General features: G+C 65.6%; 14 protein-coding genes and 2 riboswitches. Of the genes, 6 read left to right on the plus strand and 8 right to left on the minus strand.

Going from position 1 to position 15,503, the window contains the following annotated elements; translation table 11 throughout:
- The first annotated feature begins 99 nt into the window (after positions 1-99).
- The 3 genes from slmA to HCU76_RS17385 all read left to right on the plus strand — a co-directional run bounded on the left by slmA (position 100) and on the right by HCU76_RS17385 (position 3,549).
- Positions 100-744 carry a nucleoid occlusion factor SlmA gene (slmA, locus tag HCU76_RS17375; protein ID WP_213952860.1) on the plus strand — a complete coding sequence of 215 codons (645 nt, stop codon included), beginning with the start codon at positions 100-102 and terminating at the stop codon, positions 742-744.
- Positions 745-965: 221 nt separating this feature from the next.
- Positions 966-2,036 carry a bifunctional nicotinamide-nucleotide adenylyltransferase/Nudix hydroxylase gene (locus HCU76_RS17380; protein ID WP_218510146.1) on the plus strand — a complete coding sequence of 357 codons (1,071 nt, stop codon included), beginning with the start codon at positions 966-968 and terminating at the stop codon, positions 2,034-2,036.
- Positions 2,037-2,100: 64 nt separating this feature from the next.
- Complete coding sequence (locus HCU76_RS17385; RefSeq protein ID WP_218510147.1) at positions 2,101-3,549, plus strand: nicotinate phosphoribosyltransferase; 1,449 nt, start codon at positions 2,101-2,103, stop codon at positions 3,547-3,549.
- Between the two features lie 129 nt (positions 3,550-3,678).
- Here the strand turns inward: HCU76_RS17385 and HCU76_RS17390 are convergent, their stop codons facing one another.
- From HCU76_RS17390 to HCU76_RS17420, 7 genes are read right to left on the minus strand one after another with little or no spacing between them, the layout of a single operon-like run.
- Positions 3,679-4,737 carry a malate/lactate/ureidoglycolate dehydrogenase gene (locus HCU76_RS17390; RefSeq protein WP_218510148.1) on the minus strand — a complete coding sequence of 353 codons (1,059 nt, stop codon included), beginning with the start codon at positions 4,735-4,737 and terminating at the stop codon, positions 3,679-3,681.
- Positions 4,738-4,743: 6 nt separating this feature from the next.
- Positions 4,744-5,676, minus strand: coding sequence for an SMP-30/gluconolactonase/LRE family protein (locus tag HCU76_RS17395; protein ID WP_218510149.1), 933 nt, complete (start codon positions 5,674-5,676; stop codon positions 4,744-4,746).
- Between the two features lie 30 nt (positions 5,677-5,706).
- A complete protein-coding gene (locus HCU76_RS17400) occupies positions 5,707-7,233 on the minus strand; it encodes a UxaA family hydrolase (protein WP_218510150.1) in 1,527 nt (508 codons plus the stop codon).
- A 31-nt stretch (positions 7,234-7,264) separates the two neighbouring features.
- Positions 7,265-8,662: a TRAP transporter large permease gene (locus HCU76_RS17405; RefSeq protein ID WP_218510151.1), complete on the minus strand. Its 1,398-nt coding sequence runs from the start codon at positions 8,660-8,662 to the stop codon at positions 7,265-7,267.
- A gap of 28 nt (positions 8,663-8,690) precedes the next feature.
- Positions 8,691-9,248, minus strand: coding sequence for a TRAP transporter small permease (locus tag HCU76_RS17410; RefSeq protein ID WP_213952867.1), 558 nt, complete (start codon positions 9,246-9,248; stop codon positions 8,691-8,693).
- A gap of 20 nt (positions 9,249-9,268) precedes the next feature.
- Entirely contained in the window at positions 9,269-10,264 is a 996-nt protein-coding gene (locus HCU76_RS17415; RefSeq protein WP_218510152.1) for a sialic acid TRAP transporter substrate-binding protein SiaP, read from the minus strand.
- A 57-nt stretch (positions 10,265-10,321) separates the two neighbouring features.
- On the minus strand, positions 10,322-11,029 hold the full coding sequence (locus HCU76_RS17420) for a FadR/GntR family transcriptional regulator (RefSeq protein ID WP_371319846.1): 708 nt from the start codon (positions 11,027-11,029) through the stop codon (positions 10,322-10,324).
- 175 nt (positions 11,030-11,204) lie between these two features.
- Between HCU76_RS17420 and HCU76_RS17425 the strand changes: the two genes are divergently transcribed.
- The 3 genes from HCU76_RS17425 to HCU76_RS17435 are packed head-to-tail and all read left to right on the plus strand — an operon-like array spanning position 11,205 to position 13,600.
- Positions 11,205-11,939: an SDR family oxidoreductase gene (locus HCU76_RS17425; RefSeq protein ID WP_218510154.1), complete on the plus strand. Its 735-nt coding sequence runs from the start codon at positions 11,205-11,207 to the stop codon at positions 11,937-11,939.
- Positions 11,936-12,691, plus strand: coding sequence for an SDR family NAD(P)-dependent oxidoreductase (locus HCU76_RS17430; RefSeq protein ID WP_218510155.1), 756 nt, complete (start codon positions 11,936-11,938; stop codon positions 12,689-12,691). Before HCU76_RS17425 ends, HCU76_RS17430 begins: the two co-directional genes overlap by 4 nt.
- Before the next feature lie 57 nt (positions 12,692-12,748).
- Positions 12,749-13,600 (plus strand): fumarylacetoacetate hydrolase family protein, encoded by an 852-nt coding sequence (locus tag HCU76_RS17435; protein ID WP_218510156.1) that lies wholly within the window; start codon positions 12,749-12,751, stop codon positions 13,598-13,600.
- A 162-nt stretch (positions 13,601-13,762) separates the two neighbouring features.
- Here the strand turns inward: HCU76_RS17435 and HCU76_RS17440 are convergent, their stop codons facing one another.
- On the minus strand, positions 13,763-15,034 hold the full coding sequence (locus HCU76_RS17440; protein WP_213952873.1) for a D-amino acid dehydrogenase: 1,272 nt from the start codon (positions 15,032-15,034) through the stop codon (positions 13,763-13,765).
- Between the two features lie 27 nt (positions 15,035-15,061).
- A riboswitch (glycine riboswitch) is annotated at positions 15,062-15,170 on the minus strand.
- 6 nt (positions 15,171-15,176) lie between these two features.
- Positions 15,177-15,277, minus strand: a riboswitch (glycine riboswitch).
- Between the last annotated feature and the right edge of the window lie 226 nt (positions 15,278-15,503).

Below are 15,503 nucleotides of genomic sequence, written 5' to 3' on the forward strand. Positions count from 1 at the left end.
GCAAATGTTGCAGATTGCGCACGCGGCGGTACGTTTCCAGTAGGCGCGTACTAACTACCGTGTGCGAGAATCATTTCATTACATCTTTGCTCGGCACACATGCAGCACGAAGAGTCAGGCGATCCCGGCGACACCGTTCCGGCTGAAGTCCATTCGGCCGGTCCGCGCAAGCGTCCCAAACCGGGCGAACGTCGCGTGCAGATCCTGCAGGCGCTGGCCACCATGCTGGAACAGCCCGGCGCGGACCGGGTCACAACGGCTTCGCTGGCCGCCAAGCTCGATGTGAGCGAGGCTGCCCTGTATCGGCACTTTGCCAGCAAGGCCCAGATGTTCGAAGGACTCATCGAGTTCATCGAGCAAAGCGTGTTCACCCTGGTCAACCAGGTCACCGAGCGAGACGGGACAGGGCACGAGCAGGCGGCCCGCATCATTACGCTGCTGGTCCAGTTCGCTGAAAAGAATCCCGGCATGACCCGCGTGATGGTCGGCGACGCGCTCGTCTACGAGAACGAGCGCCTGCAAAGCCGCATGAACCAGTTCTTCGACAAGATCGAATCCACCTTGCGCCAGGCCTTGCGGGGCGCGGCCGCGGCCGAAGGCTCGGCCACGCCCACCGTCGATGCGCAAGTGCGTGCGGCGGCGCTGACGGCCTTCGTGGTGGGGCGCCTGCAGCGCTACACGCGCTCGGGCTTCCGGCGCATGCCCTCCGAACACCTGGAAGCCAGCGTCGGCCTGATGCTCTGAGACTGGGAAAGTCCGCCTGCGCCACGCGGCGGCAGCCTTGAGCCCGCACGCCCTGCAGTTCGTCTCTTCACTGCCCCGGGGGGTGTTGGCGCGTTTTGGGCGGCGATGCGTTTTTCACACGCGTCGCGCGAAATTCCCGCCAGCGCGTTGAACGATCCGGACACCGGTGCTATCGTGGCTGCAAGCGCGAGTTGATCGCGCCCTTTTTGGGGGATTCCCAAGTGAGCACACGCAAGTACCCGTACGCGGTCGTCATCGGCCGTTTCCAGCCCGTCCATTTCGGTCACCAACGCCTCATCGAGGAAGCTGCGCGCGCGGCCGATCGCGTCATCGTGGTGGTGGGTTCCGACCGCACGCCGCGCAGTGCGAAAAACCCCTTCACCTTCGATGAGCGTGAGCGCATGGTGCGCGCCTGCCTGCGCAGCGCGGACCAGATGCGCGTGAGCGTCGTCGGCGTGGGCGATTCGCCCTACAACGACCAGATCTGGATCGCATCGATCCAGTCCGCCGTCGACCGGCTTATCGTGCAGGACGGCCACAAGCCCGCGAAAGCCAGGGTTGCATTGGTCGGCCATCTCAAGGATGCGTCGAGCTACTACCTGAAGCTGTTCCCGTCCTGGGAGTTCGTCGGCCTGCATGCGGTCGAGAGCATCCACGCGACCGACGTGCGCAAGCTCTACTTCGACCCGGAGATGCGCGGGCAGCTCTCGCCGGCCGACCTGCCCGACGGCACCGCGGCGTTCCTGGAGCGGTTCACGCGGACCGAGGACTACGCGGCACTGTGCGAGGAGCGCGCTTTCCTCATCGACTACCGCGACAAGTATCGCTATGCGGGCAGCGAATTCCCTCCGATCTACACGACGGTCGATGCGGTGGTGGTCGAGGCCGGGCACATCCTGCTGGTGCAGCGCAAGTTCCACCCCGGCAAGGGGACGTGGGCCTTGCCGGGCGGCTTCGTCGGCCAACACGAGCGCTTGCAGGATGCTGCGGTGCGCGAGTTGCGAGAAGAGACGCGGCTCAAGGTGCCGGTTCCAGTGCTCAACGGCAGCATGAAGGCCAGTCACGTGTTCGATGCGCCGGACCGCTCGCAGCGCGGACGCACCATCACGCACGGCTTTTTCTTCGAGCTGTCGCACAACCAGTGGGCGGGGCTTTCGGATGTGCGTGCCGACGACGACGCGGCCGCCGTGCGCTGGGTGCCGATCGCGGATTTCCTCGACATGCAGGAGCGCATGTACGAAGACCATTTTTTCATCGCAAACCATTTCCTGGGCGGCCTGGGCAAGAACTGAAGCCCCGGCCATTTCGAAGAAACGGCGCCTGGTTGACGGGCGCCACAGTGAAAGGAGCTTTCACATGTCTCGCAGCAACTTCTCCCCTTCGTCGCTCGGCAGCAATCTCTTGCTGCGCACCGACTCCTACAAGGCTTCGCACTGGATGCAGTACCCGCCCGGTACGCAGACGGTGTTCAGCTACATCGAGTCGCGCGGCGGCGCCTTCAGCCATTCCCTGTTCTTCGGCTTGCAGGCCTACCTGCGCGAATACCTGTCGACGCCCGTGACGGTCGACGATGTCGACGAGGCCACTGCGATCATGGCCGCGCACGGCGAGCCCTTCAATCGCGCGGGCTGGCTGCGCCTCGTCGAGAAGCATGGCGGCCGCATGCCGGTGCGCATCCGCGCCGTCCCCGAGGGCAGCGTGGTGCCCGTCCACAACGTGCTCGCCACCATCGAGAACACCGACCCGGAGTTCTTCTGGCTCACGAGCTATCTCGAAACCGAATTGCTGCGCGCCATCTGGTATCCGACCACCGTGGCGACGCTGTCGGCCGCGGCCAAGGCCACGCTGCTGCGCTATCTCGAGGCGACCTGCGACGATCCGCACGGGCAGATTCCGTTCAAGCTGCATGACTTCGGCGCACGCGGCGTGTCGAGCCTGGAATCGGCGGCCCTGGGCGGCCTGGCGCATCTGGTGAACTTCATGGGCACCGACACCGTCATCGCCCTGGTCGCGGGGCGCCGCTACTACGACTGCGACATGGCCGGCTTTTCCATTCCCGCGGCGGAGCACAGCACCATCACGGGCTGGGGCCGCGACCGCGAATCGGACGCGTACCGCAACATGGTCACGCAGTTCGGCAAGCCCGGCGCGCTGTTCGCCGTGGTCAGCGACAGCTACGACATCTTCAACGCGTGCGATCGTATCTGGGGCACGGAGTTGAAGGAACTGGTGGTGCAGTCCGGCGCGACGCTGGTGGTACGGCCGGACAGCGGCGACCCGGCGGAGACGGTGCTGAAGGTGGCCGACATCCTGGCGGCGCGTTTCGGCACCGCGACCAACAGCAAGGGATTCCGCGTGCTGAACAACGTGCGGATCATCCAGGGCGACGGCATCAACCTGGACTCGCTGCGCCTGTGCCTGTCGAACCTGTACCACAACGGCTTCTCGGCCGAGAACATCGCCTTCGGCATGGGTGGGGGACTGTTGCAGCAAGTCAATCGCGACACGATGCAGTGGGCGATGAAGTGCTCGGCGATGCAGGTGGATGGTGAATGGCGGGATGTGTGGAAGTCGCCCGTCGGGGACCTGGGGAAGGCTTCGAAGAAGGGACGGCTCACGCTGGTGCAGGACACGCGGGGGAACGAGCAGACGCGACGGATCGACGAAGTGGCCGAAGGCCAGCCTGAGCTTCTTGAAACCGTGTTCGAGAACGGCGAGATCCTGCGCCAGACCACCTTCGACGCCGTCCGGGCGCGTGCGGCTGCGGGTGTCGGGCAGGTGATCACCTCGCGCGCTCCGCTGTAACTGTGTCTCTTCCCCTCTCCCTCCGGGAGAGGGCAGGGTGAGGGCTCCGGGCCTTTGCCTATGCATGTGCCGTTCCAATCGCCGCTGGCCCTCACCCCAACCCTCTCCCGGAGGGAGAGGGAGTGAAATTCAGGCGACTGCTACGCCGACCTTCGCGCCAGACGCCACGATCTCGCTCCAGGTCGCGTCGTCGAGCCAGATGCCTTCGACCTCGCGCGCCACGCGGGCCGCCCGCTCGGGTTCGCCGGCGATCTGCACATGTTCGTAGCCGGCGCCGGGTGGGCTTTGGCGCAGCCAGTCGACGAAGGCCGTCGCCTCCTGCTCGAAGGTCGCCTGCGTGCCCAGTTTCGAAGGGTCGATCAACACCGTCAGCATCCCGTTGAGCACGGTGCGCGCCGTGTCGGCCGGACGGTGCCAGGTGCCGCCGCCCGTGAGCGCGCCGCCGAGCAGTTCGCAGGCCATCGCCATGCCGTAGCCCTTGTGCTCGCCGAAGGTCATCAGCGCCCCGAACAGGCCATTGCCCTGCGGCACGACCACCACGCCGGGCTCGTTGGTCGGCGCGCCGTTCTCGTCGATGAGATAGCCATCGGGCACGCGCACGCCCTTGTTGTGGGCCACGCGCATCTTGCCTTGCGCGACGCGACTGGTGGCGAAGTCGAGCAGGAAGGGCTCGGCGCCCGCGAGCGGAATGCCGATGCAGCACGGGTTGGTGCCGAAGCGCCCATCGCCACCACCCCAGGGCGCCACGACCGGCCGCGACAGCACGTTGACGAAATGCATCGACACCAGCCCCTGCGCCGTCGCCATCTCCGCGAAGTGACCGATGCGACCGAGATGGTGCGCGCTGGCCAGCGTGAAGATGCAGCTGCCATGCTGCTTCGCTCGCGCAATGCCCAGTTCCATCGCCTGCACGCCGACGACCTGGCCGAAGCCGTGTTGGCCGTCGAGCGACATCATGGTGCCGATGTCGATGTTGACCTTGACGTCCGCATTCGGCGTGAGGCCACCTTCGGCGATCGCGTCGACATAGCGCGGCAGCATGCCCACGCCATGCGAGTCATGGCCGCTGAGGTTGGCGAGCACGAGGTTGTCCGCGACCTGTTGCGCTTCCGCGGGCGTGCTGCCGGCCGCCTTCAGGATGTTGGCGCAGTGGGTGCGCAGGACGGCGGCTGCAAGGGTTTGGGGCATGGGAATTCAGAGTCCTCTGGCGTTCAGATAGATGGAATACAGCGACGTGGTCGCGGTGATGAAAAGGCGGTTGCGACTGACGCCGCCGAAGCAGACGTTCGACACGACCTCGGGCACGAGGATCTTGCCGATCAGCGTGCCGTCGGGGTCGTAGGCATGCACGCCGTCGGCCGCGCTGGTCCACAGGCGGCCCCTGGTGTCGATGCGGAAGCCGTCGAACAGGCCGTTGGTGCAGTCGGCGAACAGGGTGCTGGCGCCGAGGCTCTTGCCGTCCGCGTTGACCTGGAAGCGGCGGATGTGCCTGGGCGCCGCGTCGTCATGGCTGGCGCCGGTGTCGGCGATGTAGAGCTGGGATTCGTCGGGTGAGAAGGCGAGGCCGTTGGGCTTGACGAAGTCGTCGGCCACCTTCTCGACTGCGCCTGTGGCCGGGTCGACGCGGTAGACGTAGCAGCCCGCGACTTCCTGCTCGGCGGCAAGGCCTTCGTAATCCGACAGGATGCCGTAGCTCGGGTCGGTGAACCAGACGCCGCCATCGGAATGCACGACCACGTCGTTCGGTGAATTCAGCCGCTTGCCCTGGTAGTGCGAGGCCAGCACGGTCTGCGTGCCGTCAGGCTCGTTGCGCACGACGCGTCGGCCCAGGTGCTCGCAACTGATGAGTCGGCCCTGCTTGTCGACCGTGTTGCCGTTGGTGTTGTTGGAAGGCTGGCGCCACAGGCCGACGGTGTTGTTCAACTCGTCATACCGCATCATGCGGTTGTTGGGAATGTCCGACCACACCAGCGTGCGGTGCGCGGCGAACCAGGCCGGGCCCTCGCACCAGCGCGCGCCGGTCCACAGGCGCACGAGGCGCTCGGGGCCGGGGATGCAGGTGTTGAAGCGCGGATCCAGGCGCTCGAAGCCGGTGCCGTCGAGGATGCCGAAAGCTGTGGTGGCCATTCAATGTCTCCTTCTTCGTGTGAGGTTGCGCTACATCACCGCGCCGACTTGCCAGGGCACGAACTCGTTCTGCCCGTAGCCGTGTTTCTCGCTCTTGCTGTGTTCGCCCGATGCGGTAGCCAGCACCAGCCGGAAAATGCGCTCGCCCATCTCCTGGATCGACGACGTGCCGTCGACGATCTCGCCGCAGTTGATGTCCATGTCTTCCTCCTGCCGCTTCCACAGCGTGGAGTTGGTCGCGAGCTTGAGCGAAGGCGAGGGCGCGCAGCCGTAGGCCGAGCCTCGGCCAGTGGTGAAGCAGATCATGTTCGCGCCGCCTGCGACCTGGCCCGTGGCGCTGACCGGGTCGTAGCCGGGCGTGTCCATGTAGACGAAACCATGTGCGGTCACCGGCTCGGCGTATTCATACACGGCCTCGAGGTTGCTGGTGCCGCCCTTGGCGACCGCGCCGAGCGATTTCTCGAGAATGGTGGTGAGCCCGCCCGCCTTGTTGCCCGGCGAGGGGTTGTTGTTCATCTCGCCTTCATTGATTTCGGTGTAGTGCTCCCACCAGGCGATGCGGTCGACCAGCTTCTGGCCCACTTCGCGCTTCACGGCGCGTCGCGTCAGCAAATGCTCGGCGCCGTACACCTCGGGTGTCTCGCTGAGGATGGCGGTGCCGCCATGCGCCACGAGCAAGTCGACCGCATGCCCAAGCGCTGGGTTGGCGCTGATGCCGGAGTAGCCATCCGAGCCGCCGCATTGCAGCCCGATCGTGATGTGCGCCGCGCTGCAGGGCTCGCGCTTCAACGCGTTGGCGCGCGGCAGCATCTCGTTGATGAGGGCGATGCCTTTCTCGACCGTCTTGCGCGTGCCGCCGGTGTCCTGGATATTGAAGGTGCGGAAGTTCTCGCCCTCCGAGAGCGACCCGGTCGCCAGCCAGGCATTGATCTGGTTGGCCTCGCAACCGAGCCCCACCACAAGCACGCCCGCGAAGTTCGGATGCGTGGCATAGCCGGTGAGCGTGCGCTCCAGGATCTGCATCCCGAAGCCCTGCGTGTCCATGCCGCAGCCCGTGCCGTGCGTGAGCGCGACGATGCCGTCGACATTGGGATAGGCGGCTAGCGCCGCCGGGTTGGTCTTGCGCGAGAAGTGGTCGGAGATGGCGCGCGCCGCCGTGGCCGAGCAGTTCACGCTGGTCAGCACGCCGATGTAGTTGCGCGTCGCCACGCGGCCGTCGGCGCGCTTGATGCCCAGGAAGGTGGCCTCACGCAAGGGCTGCACCGGCTTCACGTCGGCGCCGAAAGCGTAGTCACGCGCGAAGTGGCCCTTGTCCGGCCCCATGTCGAGGTTCTGCGTGTGCACATGCTCGCCGGCCGTGATCGGCCGGCTGGCGAAGCCGATGATCTGGTTGTAGCGGCGCACCGGCTCGCCGGGTGCGATGTCGCGCATCGCCACCTTGTGGCCGGCGGGGATCAGGCCGCGCACGGCCACGCCTTCGACGGTGGTGCCGCCCACCAGTTGCGCGCGTGCGATCACCACGTCGTCGGCGGGATGGAGTCGGATAAATGGATTCATCGTGTACCTCTCTTCTTGCCCGGGGCGGGCATCAGAAAAACATTTTCGGCAGCCACAGTACCAATGACGGTACGTAGGTGATCACCACCAGGGCGATCAGCAAGGGCACCAGCCACGGCAGGATCGCCATGGTCGTGCGCTCGAAGCTCAGGCCGGCGACGCGCGCCAGCACGAACAGCACCATGCCCATGGGCGGGTGCAACAGGCCGATCATCAGGTTCAGCACCATCACCAGGCCGAAGTGGATCGGGTCGATGCCCAGGTGCGTGGCGATCGGCAGCAGGATCGGCACCAGGATCGTGATGGCCGCGGTCGGCTCCAGGAAGCAGCCGACGAAGAGCATCAGCAGGTTGGCCAGCAGCAGGAACACCCAGGCCTGCTTGGTGAAGCCGAGCACCCAGGCCGCGATGTCGGCGGTGACGCCGGTGGCGGTCAGCATCCATCCGAAGATCGAAGCGGCCGCGACGATGAACAGCACGGTCGAGGTGGTTTCCACGGTGTCGAGGCAGACCTTGACGAACATCTTCCACGACAGCGTGCGGTACCAGGCGAAGCCCAGGATCATGGCCCACACGCAGGCGGCGATGGCGCCCTCCGTCGGCGTGAAGAGGCCCGTGGTCATGCCGCCGATCAGCAGCACCGGCGTCATGATCGGCAGCAGCGCCTCGAAGTCGAAGATCTTGTCCAGCACGAACAGCGAGGCCAGCGCGCCAAAGACGGTGAGCTGCGCCGGCGCGCCGAACCTGTCGACCAGCACCCAGATGATCAGCGGCCAGCCGATCACCACCGCCAGTTCGCTGAGCGCCTTGAACAGCCGCGTGCCCGAGAACTTGACGTCGGCGCCCCACTTGTTCTTGTGCGCGAAGTAAGCCACCGTCATCATCATCAGGATGGCCATCATCGCGCCGGGCAGGATGCCCGCGAGGAACAGCGCCCCGACCGACACATTGGCCATCATCCCGTAGATCACGAAGGGCAGGCTCGGCGGGATGATCGGGCCGAGCGTGGCCGAGGCGGCCGTGACGCCGACGGCGAACTCGGTCTCGTAGCCATGCTCCTGCATCGCCTTGATCTCGATCGTGCCGAGGCCGGCCGCATCGGCGATGGCGGTGCCGCTCATGCCCGCGAAGATCACCGAACCCAGCACGTTGACGTGCCCGAGCCCGCCCTTCATCCACCCGACCAGCGCCAGCGCGAAGTTGTAGATGCGCGTGGTGATGCCGGCGTTGTTCATCAGGTTGCCGGCCAGGATGAAGAAGGGCACGGCCAGCAGCGGAAAGCTGTCGATGCCGCTCACCATGCGATGGATGACCACGAAGGGCGGCAGCGTACTGTCGGACAGCAGGATGTACGCGAGCGACGCACTGGCCATCGCGATCGCGACCGGGATGCCGCCCGACATGAACAGCAGGAAGTAGATCTTGAGCATGTTGTTCTTGTTGTCTTGAGTCGGTGGTTCAGTGGTCGGCCAGCGTGGACTCGGGCCGCTCCAGCACGCTGTAGCCGCGTCGCCAGTGGATGCGCGCCGTCTGCACCGAGCGGAAGGCCATTGCCGCGAAGCCGAACAGGCAGACGCCGTAGACGATGTTCATCGGCGCATCGACGATGGTCATGCGCGTGCGGTCCCCGATCTTCAGCATCATCTGGATGGTCATCACCACCGCCGCGACGAAGAAGGCTATGCGCACCACGTCCACCGCGCGCGACATCCAGCGGCCCATCGCCGCCGGCATGTGCCGGTAGAAGAAGTCGACCTGGATCTGGTTGTTCTTCGCGACGCCGATGGTCGCGCCGATGAACACCACGCCGATGAGCATGTAGCGCGCCACCTCCTCTGTCCACGCCGCCGAGTCGTTCATCACGTAGCGCGTGATGAACTGGTAGAACACCGTGAGCCCCAGCGCCCAGAAGATCGCCAGCGCAAGCCAGCCTTCGAAGATGGTGTCGGACAGGTCGACGACCTCGTCCTCGGCGTGGAAGTGGCCCTCGTCATCGATGATTTTCTGGTTGGTCATGAACGTCCGTCCGGGCCGAGCTACTTGATCGCGAGGATCTTGTCGTAGTCCTGCTGCCGATAGCCCTGGTCCGTCGGCTTGGTCGCCTTCAGCACGGCCTCGCGGAACGCGTTCTTGTCGACCGTGATCACGTTGTTGCCCTTCTTCTTGAACTCCTCGGTCAGCCGCGCTTCGGACGCGATGATCTCGCGGCCCGTCTTCTCGGCGGCCTCCTGCATCACGTCCGAGAAGATCTTCTTCTCATCCGCGCTGAGCTTGCCCCACACCTGGCCCGAAGTCACCGTCAGCAGCGAGTCGACGATGTGCCCGGTCAGCGAGATGTTCTTCTGCACCTCGAAGAATTTCTTCGCCTCGATGGTCGGCAGCGGGTTCTCCTGGGCGTCGACCGTGCCGTTCTGCAGGGCGAGATACACCTCGGCAAACGCGATCGGTGTCGGGTTGGCGCCCAGCGACTTCGGAAAGGCGAGATAGGCCGGTGCATCGGGCACGCGGATCTTCAGGCCCTTCATGTCCTCCGGTTTGGTGACCGGATGCGCCGCGTTCGATGTGACATGGCGGGCGCCGTAGTAGTTGAGTGCCGTGATGTGGTTGCCGCTCTTCTCGTCGTAGCCCTTGGCCAGTTCCTTGAACACATCGCTCTGCGCGTACTTCAGCAAATGTTCCGAGTCGCGGAAGATGAACGGGAAGTACGTGACGGCCAGCGGCTTGTAGGTGTTGGCTGCAAAGCTCGCGCCGGTCAGGATGATGTCGACCGTGCCAAGCGTCAGCCCCTGGTTGATATCGCTTTCCTTGCCCAGGCTGGAGGCCGGGAACACCTGGATCTCGTACTTGCCGTTGGTGCGCTTCTTGATCTCCTCCGCGGCCCAGAGCGAGTACTTGTGGAAGGGCTCGGACGTCTCGTACACATGCGCCCACTTCAGCTTGACGGTCTGCGCACTGGCCAGGCCCATGGCGCCCAGCGCGCTCCATGCGATGGCGCAGACGGCCAGGGTCTTGAAGGCGAATCGTTTGTTCATGCGTCTCTCTCCAGGGTGGTTGAAAGGTCTGTCACGGGAAAACGATGGATCGGCGGCTCATGCCGCCTTGGCGCGGCGCCAGCTGGCGCTGTAGCGCTGGTGGGACTTGTCCATGTGCGCATGCATGGCGGCACGCGCGGCATCGGGATTGCGCGCGACGATGGCGGCCACGATAGCCTCGTGCTCGGCGATCGCATGGCGCCACGACACGGCGTTCTCGAAGTAGCCGCCGAGCCGCGTGAACAGCGGGCCGTAGCGCGAGTCCCAGAATCCCTGCACCGTCTCGACCAGCACCGCGTTGCCGCTGGCCTCGACGATGGCGACGTGGAAAGCGCGGTCGCCCTCCAGCGGCATCACGCTCTGGTCGGCCTGGGACCGCATGGCGTCGACGGCGCGGCGAATGGCATCGAAGTCGCGCTTCTTGCCGTGCAGGGCTGCCAGCGCGGCCGTCTCGCCTTCGACTACGCGGCGCGCACGGATCAATTCGAGCGGCCCCCACTCGGTGACCTCGACGGCGGGAGACGAGCGCTTCGAACGGTCGAGCACGTACACGCCCGAACCCGTGCGCACCTCGACCCAGCCTTCGACTTCCAGCGCGATCAGGGCCTCGCGCACCGAGGGCCGGCTCACGCCCAGCTGGCGCGCCAGGTCGCGCTCGGCCGGCAGCCGCGCACCCGTCGCGAACTCGCCCTTCGCGATCAGCGCGCGCAGCTGGTCGGCGATCTGGCGGTACAGCCGCTTCGGCTCGATGGATTGCAGTGGCACGGGGATGCGCGTAAGGTCGCGGGGCTTTTCAGGCGGGATGTTAAGGGTTGTCCTGAATTGGACAAGTGGTAAGGCCAATTCAGAATACGATTCCCGGCGCGCCGCAGCCATCGGGCGAAACCCTCGGCGGCACCCTCTCGGCACATCGCCACCTCATTCCACTCCAGGAGACAGCATGCGACTCAAAGGCAAGACGGCCCTCATCACGGCGGCCGGGCAGGGCATTGGCCGGGCCACCGCGTTGGCCATGGCGGCCGAAGGCGCGCAGGTGTGGGCGACCGACGTCAACCCGAAGCTGCTGGACGCCTATGCGGGCACGGCCAACGTGCAGACCGCGGTACTGGACGTGCTCGACAAGGGCGCCATCCAGGCGCTGGTCGCGCGCATGCCTGCCATCGACGTGCTGTTCAACTGCGCCGGCGTGGTGCACAACGGCCCGATCCTCGAGGCCACCGACGCCGACCTGGAGTTCGCCTTCAACCTCAATGTGCGGGCCCAGTTCTGGACCATCCAGGCCGTGCTGCCGCGCATGCTCGCCGCCGGCGCGGGCAGCATCATCAACATGGCCAGCGTCTGCTCCAGCATCAAGGGCCTGCCGAACCGCAACGTCTACGGCACCACCAAGGCGGCCGTGCTGGGCCTGACCAAGAGCGTCGCCGCCGACTACGTCGCGCAGGGCATCCGCTGCAACGCGGTGTGCCCGGGCACGGTCGACACGCCCTCGCTGGGCGAGCGCATCAATGCCAACGAAGACCCGATGGCTGCACGCAAGGCCTTCATTGCACGGCAACCGATGGGCCGCCTGGCGCAGGCGGAGGAGATCGCACCGGTGGTGGTGTTCCTCGCGAGCGACGAGGCCGTCTTCGCGACCGGCCAGGCCTTCTCGGTCGACGGCGGCATCACGATATGAACCGCCTCGATTTCGACGGCCGCCACGCGGTCATCACCGGCGGCGCGACCGGTCTCGGCTTTGCGATTGCGCAGCGCCTTCTCGATTCGGGCGGCAGCGTCACGCTGTGGGACCGCGACCCGGCTGCAGCGGATGCGGCGGCGCAGCGGCTCGGCGCAAATGCCAAGGCCGTCGCGGTCGACGTCTCCGATGCGGCCGGCGTGGCCAAGGCCGTGCAGGCCACGCTCGCGCTGCGCGATGCGGGCGGCGTGGTCGATGCGCTGGTCAATTCCGCCGGCATCACCGGGCCCAACACCAGCGTGGACAGCTACCCCGTCGATGCCTGGCGCCAGGTCATCGACGTCAACCTGACCGGCACCTTCCTCTGCTGCCGCGAATGGGTGCCGCACCTGCGCGAACGGGCCTGGTCGCGCATCGTCAACATCGCGTCGGTGGCCGGCAAGGAGGGCAATCCCAACGCCAGCGCCTACAGCGCCAGCAAGGCCGGCGTGATCGCGTTGACCAAGTCGCTCGGCAAGGAGCTGTCGGGTACCGGCGTGCGCGTGAACTGCGTGACGCCGGCGGCGGTGAAGACCGCGATCTTCGACCAGATGTCGAAGGAGCACATCGCCTTCATGCTCTCGAAGATCCCGATGGGCCGCTTCGGCACGCCGGAGGAAATCGCATCGATGGTCGCCTGGCTCTGCACCGAGGACTGCGCGTTCTCCACCGGCGCGACCTTCGACCTGTCAGGCGGCCGGGCCACCTATTGATTCGCGGCGCGAGCGCGCTGACTACACTTCCCATCCCTCTCTGAAAGGACTATCGACATGAAACTCGTGCGCTACGGCAATCCGGGCAAGGAAAAGCCAGGCCTGATCGACGACAACGGCCAACTGCGCGACCTCAGCGCCGTGGTGCCGGACCTGGGCGGCGCCCAGCTCGGCGACGCTACGCTGGCCAAGATCCGCAAGATCAAGACCGACAAGCTGCCGCTGGTCCGTGGCAAGCCGCGCCTGGGTTGCCCGGTGGCGAACACCAGCAAGTTCATCGCCATCGGCCTGAACTACGCCGACCATGCGGCCGAATCCGGCATGCCGATTCCCAAGGAGCCCGTGGTGTTCACCAAGGCCGTGAGCTGCATCCAGGGTCCGAACGATCCGGTGATGTTGCCCAAGGGCTCGGTCAAGGGCGACTGGGAAGTCGAACTGGGCGTGGTCATCGGCAAGCGCGCGCGCTGGGTGTCGCAAAAGGAGGCACTCGATTTCGTCGCCGGCTATGTCCTCATCAACGACGTGAGCGAGCGCGAATGGCAGCTCGAGCGCGGGCTGACCTGGGACAAGGGCAAGGGCTTCGACACCTTCGGCCCGATCGGCCCGTGGCTCGTCACGCGCGATGACGTGCCCAACCCGCAGAAGCTCGGCATGTGGCTCGACGTGAACGGCCAGCGCATGCAGACCGGCAACACCAAGACCATGATCTTCAATGTCGCCAAGCTGGTGAGCTACGTGAGCCAGCTCAACACGCTGGAGCCCGGCGACATCATCACCACCGGCACGCCACCGGGCGTCGGCATGGGCATGAAGCCCTCGGCCGTGTTCCTGAAGAAGGGCGACGTGATGACGCTCGGGATCGATGGTCTGGGCGAGCAGCGGCAGGACGTGGTGCCTTTCAAGCTCTGAGTCGCTGACCTGCGGAAGCGGGGTCTGAATACGGGAACCGGACGCAGAGGACGCGAAGGTTCCGCGAAGGACGCAAAAGGAATACGGAAATTTTCTGAATCCTTTGCGTCCTTTTGCGTTTCTTCGCGACCTTCGCGTGCGTTCAAGTCCGCATTCGGCGGCTCATTTCTGGAATGCGAAGTCGACTTCCGGCGCCAGCCCACTGACGATGTGCGCGATCGACTTGCCGGACCCGCAGGCATGCGTCCAACCTAGCGTGCCATGCCCGGTGTTGAGGAAGAAGTTGGGCAGCTTCGTCTTGCCGATCATCGGCACGTTGCTCGGCGTCGCCGGGCGCAGGCCGGTCCAGAACTGCGCCTTGGACGTGTCGCCCGCACCTGGAAACAGTTGCTCGACCCGCCGCACGATCGCCTCGCAGCGAACGCGGTTCAAGTCGCGGTCGTAGCCGTTGAGTTCGGCCGTGCCGGCAATGCGCATGCGGTCGCCGCGCCCATCCTCCGACGTGTAGCGCGAGAACACCAGCTTGAACTCGTCGTCCGTCAGGGAGACCTGGTAGGCCTTGGACGCATCCTTCACCGGCAGCGTCACCGAATAGCCCTTGGCCGGGTAGATCGGCAACTCGATGCCCAACGGCTTGGCATAGATCGGGCTCAACGAGCCCATGGCCATCACATAGGCATCGGCCTGCAGGCGCTGGAAGCGGCCCTCGATGTCGGTGGCCTCGACGTGCTCGACCTTGCCGCCGGCCTCGCGGATCGCCGTCACGGTGTGGCTCATGAGGAACTTGACGCCAGCCGCTTCGCAGAGCTTGACCAGTTCGCGTGCGAATCGGTTTGCATCGCCCGACTCGTCTTCGGCGGTGTAGGTCGCGCCGGCCAGTTGCGGACGGATGTGGGCCAGCGCGGGTTCGAGCTTCACCGCCTCGTCGGCGGAAATGACGAGGCGCTCGCAGCCCAGCGCGCGCATCTGTTCGGCCGGCTTCAATGCGCCGTCGAACTCCTTCTGCGTCGTGTAGAAGTGCAGGATGCCTTGCGTGCGCTGGTCGTAGCCGAGGCCGGTTTCGCTGCGCAGCGCCTGCAGCATGCTGCGGCTGTAGGTGCCCAGTCGCACGATCTGCTCGATGTTGTGCTTCGTCCGCGCCGGCGTGCATTCGCGCAGGAACTGCAGGCCCCACATCCACTGGCGCATGTCGGCGCGGATGCGGAACAGGAGCGGCGCGTCTTCCTTGCCCAGCCATTGCAGCACCTTGATCGGCGCGCTCGGATTGGCCCAGGGTTCGGCATGGCTGACGGAGATCTGCCCGCCGTTGGCAAAGCTGGTTTCGGCGGCCGGCGTGGCCTGCCGGTCGACCACGGTGACTTCATGGCCGAGTTTCTGAAGGTAATAGGCCGAGGTGACGCCGAGCAAGCCGGCGCCCAACACGATCACGCGCATGGGAGGTCCTTTGAATGGATTTCAAAAGCCGCTCCCCCTGTCCTTGTTACCTGAGAGTTTCGACCTCCGCGCACGCGGGGGTGTTGCTCCTTCGGTGCATCGGGCATGTGCCCGATGGCTCTCCAGACGGCGATATCGATGGGTGCAGTACACGACCCTGTGAAAGGTCGACCTGAGCGTTCATGGGAGTTTGCGCCTTCGGTGGAGCGGTCGCATGACCGCTCGCTCTCCTGCGGGCTGGATTCTAGGTTTGGCGCTTCGAATCGCCAACAGGGTGGCAATGAATGACCCGACATATCGACCTGGATGTGGCCCTGCGACATCACGCGCGCGCACTTGGCATCCCCGCCCCGGAGGAGTGCAGCGTGTAGCCATCGGGCGTGGCATGCACCGCCTTTTCCGTGCCGATCACGCCGCCCTGAAAAGACGTCAATCACGTAATAGTCCACCAGAAGTCGGGGGCTTTGCA

This window comes from Variovorax sp. dw_308, from assembly GCF_019207085.1.
In the GTDB taxonomy this organism is placed as follows: Bacteria; Pseudomonadota; Gammaproteobacteria; order Burkholderiales; family Burkholderiaceae_C; genus Variovorax.

Bases quoted from the DNA above. Each gene is read 5' to 3' on its own strand.
- slmA (WP_213952860.1), top strand. From the start codon at position 100: ATGCAGCACGAAGAGTCAGGCGATCCCGGCGACACCGTTCCGGCTGAA.
- HCU76_RS17385 (WP_218510147.1), top strand. From the start codon at position 2,101: ATGTCTCGCAGCAACTTCTCCCCTTCGTCGCTCGGCAGCAATCTCTTG.
- HCU76_RS17390 (WP_218510148.1), bottom strand. From the start codon at position 4,737: ATGCCCCAAACCCTTGCAGCCGCCGTCCTGCGCACCCACTGCGCCAAC.
- HCU76_RS17395 (WP_218510149.1), bottom strand. From the start codon at position 5,676: ATGGCCACCACAGCTTTCGGCATCCTCGACGGCACCGGCTTCGAGCGC.
- HCU76_RS17400 (WP_218510150.1), bottom strand. From the start codon at position 7,233: ATGAATCCATTTATCCGACTCCATCCCGCCGACGACGTGGTGATCGCA.
- HCU76_RS17405 (WP_218510151.1), bottom strand. From the start codon at position 8,662: ATGCTCAAGATCTACTTCCTGCTGTTCATGTCGGGCGGCATCCCGGTC.
- HCU76_RS17410 (WP_213952867.1), bottom strand. From the start codon at position 9,248: ATGACCAACCAGAAAATCATCGATGACGAGGGCCACTTCCACGCCGAG.
- HCU76_RS17415 (WP_218510152.1), bottom strand. From the start codon at position 10,264: ATGAACAAACGATTCGCCTTCAAGACCCTGGCCGTCTGCGCCATCGCA.
- HCU76_RS17425 (WP_218510154.1), top strand. From the start codon at position 11,205: ATGCGACTCAAAGGCAAGACGGCCCTCATCACGGCGGCCGGGCAGGGC.
- HCU76_RS17430 (WP_218510155.1), top strand. From the start codon at position 11,936: ATGAACCGCCTCGATTTCGACGGCCGCCACGCGGTCATCACCGGCGGC.
- HCU76_RS17435 (WP_218510156.1), top strand. From the start codon at position 12,749: ATGAAACTCGTGCGCTACGGCAATCCGGGCAAGGAAAAGCCAGGCCTG.
- HCU76_RS17440 (WP_213952873.1), bottom strand. From the start codon at position 15,034: ATGCGCGTGATCGTGTTGGGCGCCGGCTTGCTCGGCGTCACCTCGGCC.